Here is a 16,320-nt window from a genome sequence, read left to right as displayed (position 1 = left end):
TCACACCCGTTCCCATACCGAACACGGAAGTTAAGCTCTTTAGCGCCGATGGTAGTTGGGGGCTTCCCCCTGTGAGAGTAGGACATCGCTAGGCACCTAGAAAAGTCGAGGATTTATTCCTCGGCTTTTTTGTTTGCAACTTTTAAGTCAATCAACAATATTGGAGGTTGAGAAATGAAGAATCTAAAAGCCAATGCTAAGAAACTTTCGATGACAAAAAGAAAAGAAAGTACACATTGAACAAAGACGGATCAAAATGCTTTCTTTTCCTGAGTAAACAGTTTATATATTTTTTTGTAGCTCTTATTCAAATGTTATATTTCAATGTATCTAAAAAACGTTGATGGGTTAAATCAGCCTTCATTAAACCCTAAATTAACCGGCTCTAATGGCAAGTTTTCTTGACCAAGCATATTTGTTGATGTAACAGATAAATCTACTTCTTCAAACTTAAATCCATCAGCCCATACTTTACCTGTTCCTGTTAATAGAATACCGAAGTGAATAGAAGCACTTTCTTTTGGTACATCTAATACAATCGAATAGAAGTTCCAGTCCGTTGTGCCCTGAACAGGTCTATTATCCATATTATCAAACTGAATCACATCACCTGTACTATTATCTACGCGACACCAAACTCCACATTTTACAACTTCATCTGTCTTTAAGAAACAAGATAGTTTTATCCGTTTTCCTAACCAGTTTTCTGCGGAAAAACTTTGCATCATTGTCCCGAATTGATCTTCACCTACATCTGTTTTGGAAGTCAGTAAACCTGACTTAATACCCGTATGAAATATTTGTCCATCCGTTTTCATTTCATAAAGAGCCGGGTGTGAACCACTTAAAATCCAGCCTTTAATTGTCGTTAAATCACTCATATTTTTTTCCTCCATCCCTTGAAGTGTTCGCATGATTTTGCGATATTTACCAGGTGGCATTTTATATAGCTCTTTAAAAGAACGTGTGAATGCTTCTTGTGATTGATAACGTAGCTCAAACGCAATTTGGATTATCGATTCATCTGAATATAATAAATACATTGCTGCTGTTGCCAGTCTTCGTTTTCGAATATATTCACTTATCGTCAAACCAGTTTCTTGCTTGAAAATGCGTGATAAATGAAATTTTGAATAGCCAATATGTGATGCATAATCATCTAATTGCCATTCATCTAATAAACACTCTTCTAAAGAATAAATTACATCTTGAGACACTTTGCTATACATATTGCTCACCTCACTTCCTAATTTTAGAGGATTTATAATTTTGTTTTTTGATAGTAATTGCTATTTTATTTCTCTTTCTATAACCAAGTGAATAGTATAAAAATTGATTTTTTAATCTAATCCCAAAAGAGGGGGGCTGTAAAATCAAATTCCTATTTCCGCTAGCATGTTCTGTTAGTAAAAAAGCGTTTCACCTTATTGTACTTGCAACTCAATGATCTTTAATTAATGCCACCGTAAGTTTAAGAAGAACAGAGACGCTTATTAAACAATCGCGCCTGATCGTTGAAAATGATTAAACAGTTCTGTTCCAAACTATAAATTCCATAAACCATCTTTTAATAATCTCCCTTACTTATACCTATTTAATATTTCTTCAGGAATATGACAATAATCATTTGGACATCTAGCTAACCTATCTTGATGTTCTTCTGCACTTCTCATATAGTTTGTAAGAGGTAATACTTCAACAACTATAAGGTCGTAATCATCTCTCTCACCAAGAAACGCCTTCGCCTCTATTAAGTGTTCAGGCTTATCACTATATATTCCTGTTCTGTATTTCTCGCCAACATCCTGTCCTTGTTTATTCAAACTGTATGGATCAATGATTTCAAATAAATATCCCATTAATTCCCTGATTGTGACAACTGTCGGATCAAATCCTGTTTTCACACATTCGGCGTACCCATCATAATCACCCTCAAGTGTATGACTTGTCCCATTAGCTCTTCCTGCTTCTGTAAACTTAACCCCAGGTAAAGTTTTGATAAAAGCTTGTACTCCCCATAAACATCCACCTGCTAAATATACTACTTCCATATTGACTCTCCTCTTTGTTAAAAAATAAAAAAGTTCATTCCAAGTAAATAGGAGTAAAAGTGTAGTTACTAAGTCTACTCCACATTAAAATAATGACAAATTTTATTTTCCACATTATGGCCAGGTTGTTAAACTAAACAGCGCCGATAGTTCAATAAAGAAAAAAAGAGCTGCATATGCAACTCGATGGTCTTTAATTAACACACACGTTAGTTAAACAAGCACATTCACTTATCTTTTTCTACTGACTAGTTTATCAATTAAAAGGTAGCCGACTATGTATTCTCTGCTTGTCCTCAAATTGTTCATACGGATGTGACATACCACTGTATACCACCAAAGCTTACTCGTTATTTCATTTCTTTAATCATAACATATCCTTTGTTGAACTATCCTGACTCCGTATTGATAAGGCTATAAGAAGATACCATAATCATAAAAAATGTCTAAAAGTTAATTGATGTAACCCCTTTGACTTATCGTTAACTGTATTAAGGATAAAAAAGTGGAGTTACTATCATGCGATAGTAACTCCACTTAGCTTGTTGATAAAATTATTTCCAATTAAAACCCTTTTTTGCTAAGAAATCTTTAATATGAGGACGGCGTTGTTCAATTAAGAAATCAGCCATTTGCTTCGTCCAGTTATCAATTTTTCGATTGGATGAGCGATTATTATAGTATGTTTCCATTGTGTCGTTGTAAGCTGGTAAAAGCTCCTTATATTGTTCTGCATTGTATTCATTTTCATGTAATACTGCTGCGACAGGTAAACGAGGTTTTACTTCATTGCGACGTGCAGGAACCCCAATTGTTAAGCCGAATAGTGGGAAAACATAGTCAGGTAGATTGAATAATTCGCTTATTTCCTCTAGCTTATTACGCACTCCTCCGATGTAACAAATTCCATATCCCATTGATTCTGCAGCAACAACAAAGTTTTGCGCGAATAATGATACATCGGCTACTCCAACAAGTACGTTTTCTGCGGAATCCGCGACAATGTCTACACCTTCTAATTTGCCTGCTGATTGAAGTCGTTTGAAGTCTACACAGAAGACAAAGGCACCACCAGAAGTTTCGTATTGGCGAGGATTACCAGAGAGTAACCCTAGTTTTTCCTTTTTCTCCTCATCAGTTACCCAAATAACACTATAAGCTTGCACAAAATGTGATGTAGCAGCCATTTGTGCAGTAGCAATTAATTCTTCAATAATTTCCTTTGAAATCGGATTTCCATCATAAATACGAACCGAAGAGTGGTTACGTAATAATTCTTTAACCATTTATTAAATCTCCTTTTCCTCTTTGTATATATCAAGAGCATATCACGCTTCTTTGTCAAAATCGAACTTTTTCGATGTTGAAATTATTTTTAAATAATTTGCGAATGCATAAAACTTCTCGTAAAATAAAATATTTTGTTAGTTATAGATTAAAAATTCTGAATAGTTTAAAATTATGTGTGGGCGGTTTATTTGGTTGGATTTCTAATAAATGGATGACTATGCCAAAAGGAGTAAACCGAGTAATCTAGTTGAACAAAAATAAAGTCGGATGGAGGAATAAGGGATGGAAGAAAAGTTAGCGAAAAAGCTTCGTAATGAACAGCTACGGAGCAAGGTGGTAACAGCAGATGAAGCAGCGTCTTGGATTAAGGATGGTATGGTACTTGGGATGAGTGGGTTTACTCGTGCTGGTGATGTTAAAGTGGTACCACTTGCGCTTGTGGAGAAAGCTAAAAAAGAGAACTTCAAGGTAGATGTATATACAGGTGCATCACTTGGTCCAGAAGTCGACCAATACTTAGCAGAAGCTGGCGTTATTCGTAAACGTGGACCTTTCCAAGCAGATGCCGGCATTCGTAACAAAATCAACAGTGGTGAAATCACATTCGTTGATGCACATCTATCACATAATGCGGAGCTAGTACGTCAAGGTATTATCGGTCCCATTGACTTTGCGATTATTGAAGCAGCTGCTATTACAGAAGAGGGCTTACTAATTCCTACAACTTCAGTTGGCAACTCTCCGATTTTTGTGCAAGAGGCAGACCAAATAATCATTGAGTTGAACGTAGCTCAGCTTGATGCATTAGAGGGTGTCCATGATATTTTTGTACCAGGACTACAGGGGAAACGTGATCCAATTCCATTGCAAAATGTATCCGATCGACTTGGCACAATTGGTATACCACTAGATTTAGATAAAGTAAAAGGTATTGTGATTTCAGATATTTTAGATGCACCATCAACGATTGTTCCTGCGGATGAAGAAACAGATATAATGGCTAATCATTTATTAAATTTCCTACGCGAAGAAATTAAAGTAGGTCGTTTAACAACAAGCTTAAGACCTATTCAATCGGGTGTAGGCTCAGTAGCGAATGCCGTTTTATTAGGTTTTAAAGATTCTGAGTTTGAGAACTTAGAAGTATATTCAGAAGTGCTGCAAGACGCAGTATTCGAATTAATGGATGCAGGAAAGGTAAACTTCGCATCTGCCACTTCTATTACCCTTTCCGAGGAAGTGGGCAACAGAGTTTATGGGAATTTTGAAAAATATACAGATAAACTAGTATTACGTCCGCAAGAGATTTCTAACCAACCAGAAATTATTCGCCGACTCGGGCTAATCTCTGTTAATACAGCATTAGAAGTGGATATTTACGGGAATGTGAATTCTACACATGTTTCTGGCACAAAAATGATGAATGGAATCGGCGGCTCTGGAGACTTTGCACGTAATGCGCGATTAGGTATTTTCGTCACAAAATCTTACGCGAAAGGCGGAAATATTTCTAGTATCGTTCCGATGGTGTCGCATGTCGACCATACAGAGCATGATGTAGACGTCATCGTAACTGAGCAGGGAGTGGCAGACTTACGTGGGCTTGCTCCAAAAGAACGGGTGGGACTCATTATCGATAACTGTGCACACCCGGAATACCGTGAGCAATTATGGAAGTATTATAACGATGCCAATGAAGTAACAGGTGGACATCATACGCCACATGTTCTAGAAAAAGCACTCTCATGGCATGTGAATTACGCAAAAAATGGAACGATGAAGAACCCAGCTTTATCGAAATAATAAAGTAATAAAAGCCTTGAAGGACAGTTGATTTGTTCCTTCAAGGCTTCTTGTTGTTTTAGAAACGGCTTCTTCTGGCTCATCATCAAAAGTTGTGGATGGCATTTGTAAAAACATATGCCATGTATATTAGTTGATTGGAGTGGAGGTTGGGCGACTCCTTGGGGATCAGCGATAGAGGAACGAAGGCTAAACCCATCACATCCTGTGATAACGCCTTCGTGACCAACATCCTGTTGCCCCAAGCGGCTCATCGGACGCCCCCAGGAAGCTCTGCGCGAAAGCGAAGCGTCAGCGGCAAAGCGCCCAGCCGGAACGGAAATCAACCAAACGTTATGGTGATGATCCCTTCTCTTTACAATAATCCAATCCATTTCCAATACGTTGCGGAGAATAGGAGAACTAGGATGTATCCAATGATCGTTAATGGAATACCAGATTTTAAGAAATCCTTTGTTGTAAAGGCTCCTGTACCATAAGCAAGCATATTTTGCGGTGCACTAATAGGTAAGAGGAAGCCAAAGCTAATAACGAATTGTTGCACGATAACGAAACCAACCTGATCGACATTAGCCGTTAATGTTGAGGCTAAAACGATAAACACTGGTATAAGCGCAGACGCTAAGCTTGTTGCACTCGCAAAGCCTAAATGAATAAGAATATTAAATAAAGTGACAAGCGCAATGGTTGCAAGAATTGGCATAGAATCTAAACCGAGTGAACCGAATACTTTATCAGACAACCACGATGCACCTTTCGTATTAAGCAAGACTGTTCCTAGCATAATGCCTACTGCAAAGACGATAATTGTCCCCCAAGGAATATGCGGTTCAACTTGCTTCCACGTATAGACCCCGACTTTAGGCATTAATAAAATAGCGATTGCAATGATTGTGACGGTTGTCGTATCGAATGGGTGGAGTTTGCCCTCAGTAGCCCAGAAAAATAGTAAAACTACAGATGTGATGATTAATCGAATTTCGGGAGCTTTTAATGGGCCAAGTTCCGCAAGCTGTTTTTTGATTACTTCTCGGCCACCTTCGATATTACTTGTTTCAGGTTTAATTAGTGTAATCATAATGAAAAATAGAGCCACTGACATGATGATGGAGAAGGGGGCAGCATAAAGCAACCAAGCACCCCAAGAAATATCCACACCAAATTGTTCTTTAATGAAATTTAAAGCGACCATATTTTGAGCTGCTGCCGTTTTAATACCGATATTCCAAATGGAGACAGCTTGCACAGAGGTAATGACAAGTAAAGCAGCAAGTCGACTATCACGTGGTAAGCCAAATGCCGCTACCATTCCGAGTAGTATTGGTACAACTGCGCCTGCACGTGCAGTAGCAGAAGGGACGAAGAATGCGAGTGCAATAGATACTAAAATAGCACCGAATACAATGGCTTTCGTTTTTGTCCCTACTAGTGAAAGAATCCATAGCGCAAGACGTTTATGTAAATTGGTAATTTGCATGGCTGCCGCTAGGAAAAGAGCTGCGGCTACTAGTGCAACTGCTGAATTACTAAATCCACTTAATGCTAATTTTAATGCATCTGATGTTCCTAGCTCTCTCGTTGGATCTTCCATTGACGGAGCTAATCCTAGTAAAACTGTAACGAGAGCAATAATCATGGCAGAGCTAACGGGATAGGATACTGCTTCTGTAACCCAAAGAATGATAGCGAAAGCTAAAATAGCCAAGGCCCGTTGTCCAGCTACAGGTAAATCGCCGTTGTTCGGTAAAAAAGTTATGATGATTAGTGAAGCGAAGGCTAATGCGATCCAGAGTGGCTTCAAATTACGTTTCGGTTTTGCTTGTTCAGAAGTAGACATACTTTTTCATCCTCTCTAGTATTTTCTATAACATCGACTAGTAAAATGCTTTATTAAGGGAGTGATTTGTCTATTTATTGGTAAAAAAACTAGTGTGTAAAATACCCTCTATTTATAGCGATAATGGCCAGTTACGAGAAAATATGTGGTCATAGAAAAGACAAAAATATCCAAAAAAGATATTATTTTTTCTTTTTGAATGCAGAAGTAACTTTAGGTTCAGTTCCTAGCATTAATCGTTTAATATTTTCGATGTGCAAAATGATGGCTATGCCAAAAAGAAATAGGGCTATAATCGTTGGACCTATTCCAGGAATCCATAAATATGTGGCTAGACAAAAAACGAGATAAAATACAAGTACACCGACAATTAAATAGTTCGTCAGGAAAGATAAAATAACAAATAATAAGAGTGCTAATAAACCAATTTTCCAATCAATCGCAAGTAATATTCCTATGATTGAAGCGGTCCCTTTACCGCCTTTGAAGCCCATATAAAACGGGAAATTATGACCTAAAATGACACCAACAGCTACGAGATAAGTAAAGAGCCAAACTTGTATGTCTGTTAATTGTGTTATATCGGCAAGGTAAGCATGTGCACCGATAATAGCGACAACACCTTTACCGATATCGATAAGTGCAACTAATATGCCGTATTTCCATCCGAGGGAGAGTGTTGCGTTAGAGGCACCTGCATTGCCATATCCAGCCTTTTTTAAATCTACCCCGGATAAAAACTGAGCAACTTTAGAACCGTGAACACAGCCAATCAAATAACCAACAAGAAGAAAAATGATAACCGCTTTTAACATAAAAGTCCTCCTTTCTAAATAAATAGGCTCCTCACTAAAAGTTAGGAATGACATTTTAAAACGTGTCATTGTATATAAGTTGATCTTCGTTACGACTGGGCGACTCCTTCGTGACCAACATCGTGTTGGCCCAAGCGGCTCATCGGACGCCCCCAGGAAACGCTCAGTCGGAACGTAAATCAACCCTACGTTTTGATGAGAAACTAGTAAACACTAAAATAATGTATGCGTTCGTATTACGTAAAAAAGCAGACAGAAGTTTCGGAAAAAATAAAATTTTAGTGTTGACAGAGAAATAGTCTATGTTTATACTTTGTAACAACGATGGAAATTGAATCTCATACTCTTATCAAGAGCGGCGGAGGGATAGGCCCTATGATGCCCGGCAACCAGTAAGTGACGAACTTGCTAAGGTGCTAATTCCTACAGATTCTTACTTGGATCTGGCAGATAAGGGGAGGAAAACTTGCACCCGCAACCCTCTTCTTAGCTGAAGAGGGTTTTTGTTTTCTACTGAAAAAATCCTCCTCATCTCCGGTACCATCGTAAAAAAAACAACCATATGGAGGTATACAATGACAAATTTTAAACCAGAAACATTGCTGTTACACGGTGGCCAAGAGCCAGACCCGGTAACAGGATCTCGAACAGTACCCGTATATCGCTCAACGGCATTCGTTTTTAAAGACACTGCTCATGCGCAACGTCTTTTTGCCTTAGAGGAAGCTGGCAATATTTACACACGAATTACAAACCCAACTGTAGATGTTTTTGAAAAACGCGTCGCTTTATTAGAAGGCGGTACAGCAGCGGTAGCACTTTCATCTGGTGCAGCAGCTATTGCATTTTCAATTTTAAATCTTGCAGGGGCAGGTGATGAAATTGTTGCAGGTAGCTCTTTGTACGGAGGTACTTATAATTTATTCGCCAACACACTACCAAACTACGGTATTAAAACAATTTTTGTAGATGAAACAAATCCAGAAAATTTCAAAGCAGCTATTACGGATAAAACAAAAGCGGTGTTCGCTGAAGTTTACGGTAACCCAAGTTTAAAAGTGCTAGACATTGAAGCAGTAGCGAATATAGCACATGAAAACGGCTTGCCATTAATTATTGATAGCACATTTGCTTCACCATATGGCTCTACACCAATTGACTTCGGTGCAGATATCGTTGTTCATTCCGCAACGAAATGGATCGGCGGCCATGGTACAACTTTAGGTGGCGTTGTAGTAGATGCAGGGAAGTTTGATTGGACTCGCGGACGCTTCCCAGGCTTTACGGAGCCAGATGCTTCTTATCACGGTTTGCGTTATGGTATTGACACAGCAGCGGCTGCATTTGCCACAAAACTGCGAGTGCAATTACTACGTGACTTCGGACCAACATTAAGTGCAGATGCAGCATTTAATTTATTACAAGGTTTAGAAACGCTTCATTTGCGGATTCCTAAACACAATGAAAATGCATTAGCGGTAGCTGAATATTTACGAGACCACCCATCTGTGGAATATGTAAATTACAATGGTTTAGAAGATTTCCCTACTCATGAGTTAGCTAAAAAATATTTGAGAAATGGCTTCGGTTCAGTGCTTACATTTGGTATTAAAGGTGGACGAGAAGCAGGGCGTAAATTGATTGATAGTGTGAAATTATTCTCGCACGTAGCAAATGTAGGGGATGCCAAATCATTAATTATCCATCCAGCGTCTACTACACATCAGCAACTTTCAGCTGAGGAACTAATCCAAACTGGCGTAACCGAGTCGCTCATTCGCTTATCCATCGGTTTAGAGGCAGTAGAGGACATTATTGCAGATTTAGACCAAGCTATTGAACAAGTAACAGCTTCACAACAACAAGTAGAAGCCTAATAAAAAAACACATTGGCTAATGTTGTAGCGTTTACGTATTTTCTCATTCGATAGGCCTCATTTGGTAATGCGTAAAACGTTGCTGCATCATCCGCTTGCCTCATTTGGTAAGGATAATTGAAATTCTTCTAAAATAATACCTAGTAATTTGATAAGTATTATTGACTTGCTTAATTCCTTGTTTTATACTAGGGAATAAGAAAAGCGTTCGACATTTAGTTTTCATAAGTGCTCCCCCACTTTTGAAATATATGAAGCGGAGTAGTTGCTCAGTCAGTAACTACTCTTATCTACAAAAACTGATGATAAAGGAGTGTTTTAAATGGGAAATGTGTATAGTGCGCAAAACATTGCATCTTATCTTATTTATGAGTTAAATGAAGGTCATGTGTTTGTGAACAACATGTCCATTCAAAACATACTTGCGTCAGTTGAGAGTAAATGGCAAGAAATCTTTGGACATTCAGCTTTTAAGGAAATTGTTTATGTCAAAGAGGAAGGCTATACAGTAAAAGAAGTTTTTGAAGCTTATGAAGGCTATGGAGCAAGTCATATTCCTCTACCTGCAACAGAGTATTACTTAAAATACGGCACATTCCAATTAGTTGAACGTACGTATGCAATACCAAATTTTACGCTAGAGGAAATAAGACTAGTGCAACAGGCTTTAATACAATATCGTTATAAATTGCTAACCAAAGCTAGTTAATTATCCCTCATATAATTAGGCTCATTCTCTGCTGCTACAGGGAATGAGTTTTTTAATTAGATGTTGGAAGATATACTAGCATAATTGAAAAAATTTTTATTAATATATTTCAAAAGAACAATTTTTATGAATGTATTTACATACATATATATAATAGAAGAAAGACATTTGTTTTTGGCTCATCACCAAAAGTTGTGGATGACATTTGTTGAAATTTATGCCATATATAAGTTGATTGGAGTGGAGGTCGGACGCCCCCAGGAAAGCGCCTAGCTGCAACGGAAATCAACCCCACGCTATAGTGATGATCCTTTATAAAGAATCGTCAATATTTGTTCAATTATTATAGATCAAGTGAAAAATCATATAATAAAAGGAATGAAAACGATTTCCTTTGCACTTCTAGGGTAAACAAATGTCCATCCTAGAAAGATTTTTCTTGTGCAATGTATGTATTTACGTTACAATCTTCATTAAGTTGAATTTTGAATTATTTGAATTTGTGTGTTTCACAGACTGTATCTTCATTCAGAATATTTTTTGTAGTGAACGTGAAACACCATGACTAAATATCTGTCTGAAAACGAAGTGTTAAACACGACCTGCTTTGTAAAGTCGGCGAACAATTCAAAATCTGTACGAATTAAGCTGAGACGAAATAAATATAATGAAACTGCGGAATGTAAGTTGGAGGGAATAACAGAAATGGCAACTATAAAGGCAGCTATATTAGGATTTGGAACGGTAGGTCAAGGAATTTACCATATATTAAACGAAAAGCGTGAAGAGCTTAAAAATAAATTAGGAATTGAGCTAGAAGTAGCAAAAATTTTAGTTACAGACGCTAGCCGTGAACGTGTACCAGGGACAGCACATTTAATGACAACTAGTATGGATGAAGTGTTAGCAGAGCCGGGTATGCAGGTTGTTTTTGAGGCGATCGTGAATGAGGAGCCAGCATTTACTTACTTAAAGCGGGCTGTTGAACATAAATGTCATGTTATCACAGCTAACAAAGTAATGTTTGCAAAGCGAGGTTTGGAGTTACAGGACCTTGCAAAAGCAAACGGTGTATTTGTAGGCCTAGAGGCAACAACCGCTGGTGGAGTACCAGTTATTAAAACGATGAAAAATATTTTGCTTGTCAATGATGTTAGTCGTATTCAGGGTGTTTTAAATGGGACATCCAACTATATTTTAACGAAAATGCGTTCACAGGGTTGGTCGTTCGAAACTGCTTTAAAAGAGGCACAAAATTTAGGTTATGCAGAGGCAGATCCATATAATGATATTTCCGGACAGGATGCCTTTAAAAAATTAATGATTTTAAGTGCTTTGGCATTTGGTGAACAACCAGACTGGGCTGACGTCGAGGTAGTTGGCATTGATAGTATTTCGGCAGAGCAAGTCAAAGAAGCGTGCGAAAAAGGCTTGCGTTACCGCCACGTTGCTGAGGTTGAGAAGCTAGCAGATGGGAAAGTGGTCGCAAAGGTTGGTCCGCAATTAGTAGATAAAGAACATCCGCTATACCCAGTTGATGACGTCAATAATGCTGTGGCATTGGATACAAATTATATTGGCACTTTAACGCTAGTTGGACCTGGAGCAGGTATGTATCCAACAGCTAGTGTAATGGTAGAAGATTATGCCGAGATTATCGGTAAAAGAGCTGGGTTTGTCGTAACAATATAATAGATATGCCTATCATTCAACAATGCTCAACTTGTTTGAATGATAGGCATTTTTTTAGTCCTCATCTTTAACATCAATATCCTCTGGAATAGGAGTATTCCGCCAAATTTCAATTTCCTCTTTAATACGATCTAGCTGCTCAAAATAAGTGCTAAACTGCCCGCTATTAATCAGTATTTGGTCCCCATCGAAAACTGAACGAATACGGCCCTCGTAAACTAGGCGAAGTATTTGATCCTCTGGCATACTAAGGTCGATAGCTGTTTCTTCAATTGTTTTATACATAATTTCGCTCCTTTTGTTGTTTATATTATAACCAAAAGAAAGCTTACTGTGGGTTAATAAATGAAAGGAAAGAAGAAATGGTAATTGTTTACTTTTCGATAAATCTGTATTATTAATGTTAATGGGTTGTGGGGGCTATAATTAGCTATTCCCATTTTGCGCGATAGTCCAATGTCTTTTTTTCTAATTAATTCGTCTAACAGGTGGGTTATTTGAACAGTTGAATTGTTTAGAATGGATATTATATTTTTGACATTAGAAAGGGCGTAAAACGCTTTTGAGGACAAGTCATACAAGACAATTTTTAGATTAGGAACATGTAAGACTAATTTATTATATTTTTATTGCTGTTTTGATAATTTACATATGCCCTGTATATAAGTTGATTTTCGTAACGACTGGGTGACTCCTCTGGGATCAGCAATAGAGGAACGAAGGCCAAAACCATCACATCCTGTGATAACGCCTTCGTGACCAACATCCTGTTGCTCCGACGCCCACAGGAAGCTTTGCTCTGTGCAAAAGCGAAGCGTCAGCAACAACAAATGTTTTCTGTAGCGAAAGCAAAGCGGCAGCTACAAAGCGCCCAGTCGGAACGGAAATCAACCCCACATTTTGTTGATGAGACTCCTTAAAATCTTAAGAATTTCTTCATTTTTATAATAACTGGTTTTTAAGATTTAAAATGTACACTATTAATTGAGAGCGAGGTGTATATCATGACGAAACTAACAGTTCTTGTTACAGACGATGATCAAGATATTCGTGATGGTATTGAAATTTATTTAAACAATGAAGGCTACAATGTTATTAAAGCTGCTGACGGTTTAGAGGCACTTGAAAAATTAGAAAACAATGAAGTACATTTAATTATTTTAGATATTATGATGCCGAATATGGATGGAATTACAGCGACGTTTAAAATTAGAGAAGAGCGCAATATTCCAATCATTATGCTTAGTGCAAAGGCAGAGGATAGCGACAAAATTCATGGTCTATCTGTAGGTGCGGATGATTACGTTACAAAGCCTTTTCATCCGTTAGAGCTGTTGGCCCGAGTGAAATCTCAGCTGCGACGTTATGTACAACTTGGGACGTACAATGAAGAAGCAGCAAAGGTGGAAATCGATGGACTTGTATTAGATGAAGATGCAAAGGAAGTCAATTTAGAAGGCGAACCTGTTCGATTAACACCAATCGAATATAAAATTACGGAATTATTAATGAAAAATGCAGGACGTGTATTTTCGATAAGAGAGATTTATGAGCGTGTATGGAATGAGGAGGCTTACAATGCAGAAAATATTGTGGCAGTACACATTCGAAAAATACGTGAAAAAATCGAAGCAGATCCGAAAAATCCACGTTATTTAAAGGTGGTGTGGGGCGTTGGCTATAAAATGGAAAAATAAAATAGAGCACTATGTTACAATTGCAGGGTTTGTAGCAGGGGTTATTGGACTAATTTATTTTGGTGTGTATGCCTATCAGTTAGTAACTGCCCGCTCTTCGGGGATGTTACAATTGCTTGAGAAAATTTTTTAGAGAGGAGTTAAAAGTATGGTGAAAAATTGGAAACCTCTTCTCGCTCTTTTATGTTTAATCTGGGTGATATTTGGTATTTTTACTTTCTCAAAAGTCGGGCATCGATATATTGGAAAGTCTTATTTTCAATCTGAAAATTTACAACCCCAACTTGATAATTTCCAGTCGGAATTAGGACCATTAGTGTTAAATGTACCAACGGCCGAAGATTTAAAAAGTAAAATTGTGGTGACACAAAGCGAAATTGAGGAGCATCGTAATCGCTATGGAACATTAGGAGAACAGATAGGTAATATTAAAGCCCAATATGCGGAGCGCATTCAAGAAGCTACTAATGTCAATGCAACTGATTTAAAAACAAAGCTTGAGAAAGAGCGAGATGCCAAAGTTAAAGATATTACGACTAATTTTGGGGATGATGAGCATGTCCGCAAAAAAATTCTCACTCAAAAAGAAGAGCTTGTTGATAAATATATAAAGGCAGTACAAGAAGAAGCAAAGAATTTTGTGAAAAATAATAATCAATGGTCTTATGAATTAACGAATACTGAAACAGGTGAAACATTTAGTTCGGGTAATGTTTCAGATAGTAGTGCTTTCAAAATAAAGTTTACTGGGCAACATCCATTAACGACTTCAAATATTAGTAGCGGTTATTTACACGATATTTTCTATCAAACAGATATCAGCTTGGATACAGAGGAACTTAAGGAAAATTTTGATTACACTGGCATTATAACTATCTCAAAAAAATCAGCACAAGCAGAAAGCATCATGGTGGGATATAACAATTTTAAAACCCGTCAATACACCTTCTCCTTTATATGGTTAACGAGTATTGTGGCAGCTATTTTTGCATGGAAAGGGCGTAAAGAAGTACTGCAGATGGTACAAGGTTTAAAGGGGAAAGAAGCCTTTGCAAAGATGAAAATTGATTACTCAATCGTATTATTATTAATAAGCGCATTCGTATATTTGATAACATCTGACACTGCTTTTTATTCGATACTAAATGATTTTTATGACTATAATTATGTACGTCGTTTAATGGATATATTGTTTAAACTAGGTGTCTTAATCATTATTGCTATGCTGTTCTTTGTACAGCTAATTTGGTTGTATGATCGAGTGAATACAGCGCAGAAATTAGAGGAGAACTTAAAAGGTAGCGTTTTATGGTCACTAGGAGGATCCATTACAGATTTGTTTATAAATCGTTCCATCGCATTACATTCCATTGTGATGATTGGGGCAGCATTTTTTGGCGGTGGAAGTCTTGTTGCTTCAATGATAGGCGGTGGTGGATTCCCCGTACTAGTATTGGGCATCTGTGCGATGATCGGTATTCCAGCCATGATTCTTTTCCTTTCTAAAATGGGCTACTTAAACCGAATTATGAAAGATACAAAAGACATGGCAGAAGGGCGTTTAAATCGCAACGTCAAAGTAATGGGCAAATCACCACTCGCGGAGCATGCCGAAAATCTTAATCATTTAAGAGAAGGCGTCAGCACGTCTATGCATGCGCAGGCAAAAAGTGAACGTTTAAAAACAGAGCTTATTACGAATGTTAGTCACGACTTACGCACACCATTAACATCTATTATTACGTATACAGATTTACTGAAAAATCCTGATATTACGGAGGAAGAGCGCCAGCAATACATTCATATCCTTGATAAAAAATCAGAACGTCTAAAATTACTGATTGAGGATCTTTTTGAAGTATCCAAAATGGCGAGTGGTAATATGGAGCTTCATCGCAGTCGAGTCGATTTAACCCAACTTGTACAGCAGGCAGTAGGGGAGCACGAGGAAGATTTGGCGCAGGCTCAATTAGATCTACGCATGACAAAACCTCATGAGCCAATCTACGCGTATGTAGACGGACAAAAATGGTGGAGACTGATTGATAATTTAATCGTCAATGTATTGAAATATGCATTAGAAGGCACACGTGTTTATGTAACATTGAAACGTACAGCAGAAGGCGATGCTGAATTCACGGTGAAAAATGTTGCAAAATATGAAATTAGCGAGAATGCCGATGAGTTATTCGAACGCTTTAAGCGAGCTGATGCTTCACGCCATACAGAGGGCTCAGGGCTAGGGTTAGCCATCGCACAATCCATTGTAGATTTGCATGGTGCTCGCATGAGTATAGAGGTAGATGGAGATTTATTTAAAGTGATCGTTCGAATTCCAACAGCATAAACCAAAAACAGCGGCAATTATATTGCCGCTGTTTTTGTTATGTTGAAAATGGAAAGGTTTGAAGGGATCTTTGTGAATGTTGTGATCGTTAATCCGTTGTTTTGGCGTGTCCATCCGCGGATTTGATGTTCCTATCCACGGATTTGGCGGTGCTATCCACGGCTTTAGCAGTTCTATCCACGGATTTGGCGGTGCTATCCAC

At 37.9% G+C, this 16,320-nt stretch carries 14 protein-coding genes, 1 rRNA gene and 1 riboswitch; of the genes, 8 read left to right on the top strand and 7 right to left on the bottom strand.

All coding sequences use genetic code 11. From position 1 onward, the window contains the following. Positions 1-94, top strand: a 5S ribosomal RNA gene (gene rrf / locus ACQKMI_RS21480); the annotation flags it as partial. 259 nt (positions 95-353) lie between these two features. Here rrf and ACQKMI_RS21475 read toward each other — a convergent pair. From ACQKMI_RS21475 to chrR, 3 genes are all read right to left on the bottom strand, one after another. Next, a complete protein-coding gene (locus ACQKMI_RS21475) occupies positions 354-1,229 on the bottom strand; it encodes a helix-turn-helix transcriptional regulator (RefSeq protein ID WP_427492229.1) in 876 nt (291 codons plus the stop codon). A 351-nt stretch (positions 1,230-1,580) separates the two neighbouring features. Then, complete coding sequence (locus tag ACQKMI_RS21470; protein WP_427492227.1) at positions 1,581-2,051, bottom strand: peptide-methionine (S)-S-oxide reductase; 471 nt, start codon at positions 2,049-2,051, stop codon at positions 1,581-1,583. A gap of 554 nt (positions 2,052-2,605) precedes the next feature. Then, positions 2,606-3,337 carry a class II chromate reductase ChrR gene (chrR, locus tag ACQKMI_RS21465; RefSeq protein ID WP_427492225.1) on the bottom strand — a complete coding sequence of 244 codons (732 nt, stop codon included), beginning with the start codon at positions 3,335-3,337 and terminating at the stop codon, positions 2,606-2,608. A 286-nt stretch (positions 3,338-3,623) separates the two neighbouring features. Between chrR and ACQKMI_RS21460 the strand changes: the two genes are divergently transcribed. Next, positions 3,624-5,144, top strand: a complete 1,521-nt coding sequence (locus tag ACQKMI_RS21460; protein ID WP_427492223.1) for a succinate CoA transferase — start codon at positions 3,624-3,626, stop codon at positions 5,142-5,144. Here the strand turns inward: ACQKMI_RS21460 and ACQKMI_RS21455 are convergent. From ACQKMI_RS21455 to ACQKMI_RS21445, 3 genes are all read right to left on the bottom strand, one after another. Then, positions 5,099-5,518 (bottom strand): hypothetical protein, encoded by a 420-nt coding sequence (locus ACQKMI_RS21455; protein ID WP_427492222.1) that lies wholly within the window; start codon positions 5,516-5,518, stop codon positions 5,099-5,101. The two genes, ACQKMI_RS21460 and ACQKMI_RS21455, sit on opposite strands and share 46 nt — an antisense overlap. After that, positions 5,500-6,981 carry a DASS family sodium-coupled anion symporter gene (locus tag ACQKMI_RS21450; protein ID WP_427492220.1) on the bottom strand — a complete coding sequence of 494 codons (1,482 nt, stop codon included), beginning with the start codon at positions 6,979-6,981 and terminating at the stop codon, positions 5,500-5,502. The genes ACQKMI_RS21455 and ACQKMI_RS21450 overlap by 19 nt, the downstream gene beginning before the upstream one ends. A 182-nt stretch (positions 6,982-7,163) precedes the next feature. Then, positions 7,164-7,796 (bottom strand): glycerol-3-phosphate acyltransferase, encoded by a 633-nt coding sequence (locus tag ACQKMI_RS21445; RefSeq protein ID WP_427492218.1) that lies wholly within the window; start codon positions 7,794-7,796, stop codon positions 7,164-7,166. Between the two features lie 343 nt (positions 7,797-8,139). Further along, positions 8,140-8,253: riboswitch (SAM riboswitch) on the top strand. A 118-nt stretch (positions 8,254-8,371) separates the two neighbouring features. Here ACQKMI_RS21445 and ACQKMI_RS21440 point away from each other — a divergent pair. The 3 genes from ACQKMI_RS21440 to ACQKMI_RS21430 all read left to right on the top strand — a co-directional run bounded on the left by ACQKMI_RS21440 (position 8,372) and on the right by ACQKMI_RS21430 (position 12,074). Further along, entirely contained in the window at positions 8,372-9,673 is a 1,302-nt protein-coding gene (locus tag ACQKMI_RS21440) for an O-acetylhomoserine aminocarboxypropyltransferase/cysteine synthase family protein (protein ID WP_427492216.1), read from the top strand. A gap of 322 nt (positions 9,674-9,995) precedes the next feature. Further along, on the top strand, positions 9,996-10,382 hold the full coding sequence (locus tag ACQKMI_RS21435; RefSeq protein ID WP_427492214.1) for a hypothetical protein: 387 nt from the start codon (positions 9,996-9,998) through the stop codon (positions 10,380-10,382). A 705-nt stretch (positions 10,383-11,087) separates the two neighbouring features. Beyond that, a complete protein-coding gene (locus tag ACQKMI_RS21430) occupies positions 11,088-12,074 on the top strand; it encodes a homoserine dehydrogenase (RefSeq protein WP_427417145.1) in 987 nt (328 codons plus the stop codon). A 54-nt stretch (positions 12,075-12,128) separates the two neighbouring features. On the opposite strand, the gene ACQKMI_RS21425 is transcribed toward ACQKMI_RS21430, so the two are convergent. Then, a complete protein-coding gene (locus ACQKMI_RS21425) occupies positions 12,129-12,359 on the bottom strand; it encodes a DNA-binding protein (protein ID WP_427492212.1) in 231 nt (76 codons plus the stop codon). A gap of 719 nt (positions 12,360-13,078) precedes the next feature. Here ACQKMI_RS21425 and ACQKMI_RS21420 point away from each other — a divergent pair. Genes ACQKMI_RS21420 through ACQKMI_RS21410 form a run of 3 tightly spaced genes read left to right on the top strand, consistent with a single transcriptional unit; the run spans position 13,079 to position 16,118 of the window. Next, on the top strand, positions 13,079-13,771 hold the full coding sequence (locus ACQKMI_RS21420) for a response regulator transcription factor (RefSeq protein WP_427492210.1): 693 nt from the start codon (positions 13,079-13,081) through the stop codon (positions 13,769-13,771). After that, positions 13,749-13,904, top strand: a complete 156-nt coding sequence (locus tag ACQKMI_RS21415; RefSeq protein WP_323650931.1) for a hypothetical protein — start codon at positions 13,749-13,751, stop codon at positions 13,902-13,904. The genes ACQKMI_RS21420 and ACQKMI_RS21415 overlap by 23 nt, the downstream gene beginning before the upstream one ends. Positions 13,905-13,919: 15 nt before the next feature. After that, on the top strand, positions 13,920-16,118 hold the full coding sequence (locus tag ACQKMI_RS21410; protein WP_427492208.1) for a histidine kinase dimerization/phospho-acceptor domain-containing protein: 2,199 nt from the start codon (positions 13,920-13,922) through the stop codon (positions 16,116-16,118). Positions 16,119-16,320 lie beyond the last annotated feature (202 nt).

This window comes from Lysinibacillus sp. NPDC097214 (assembly GCF_050277945.1).
GTDB lineage: Bacteria > Bacillota > Bacilli > Bacillales_A > Planococcaceae > Lysinibacillus > Lysinibacillus xylanilyticus_B.
Note: the sequence above shows the minus strand (reverse complement) of the source record. Positions and strands in the feature narration are given on the sequence as shown.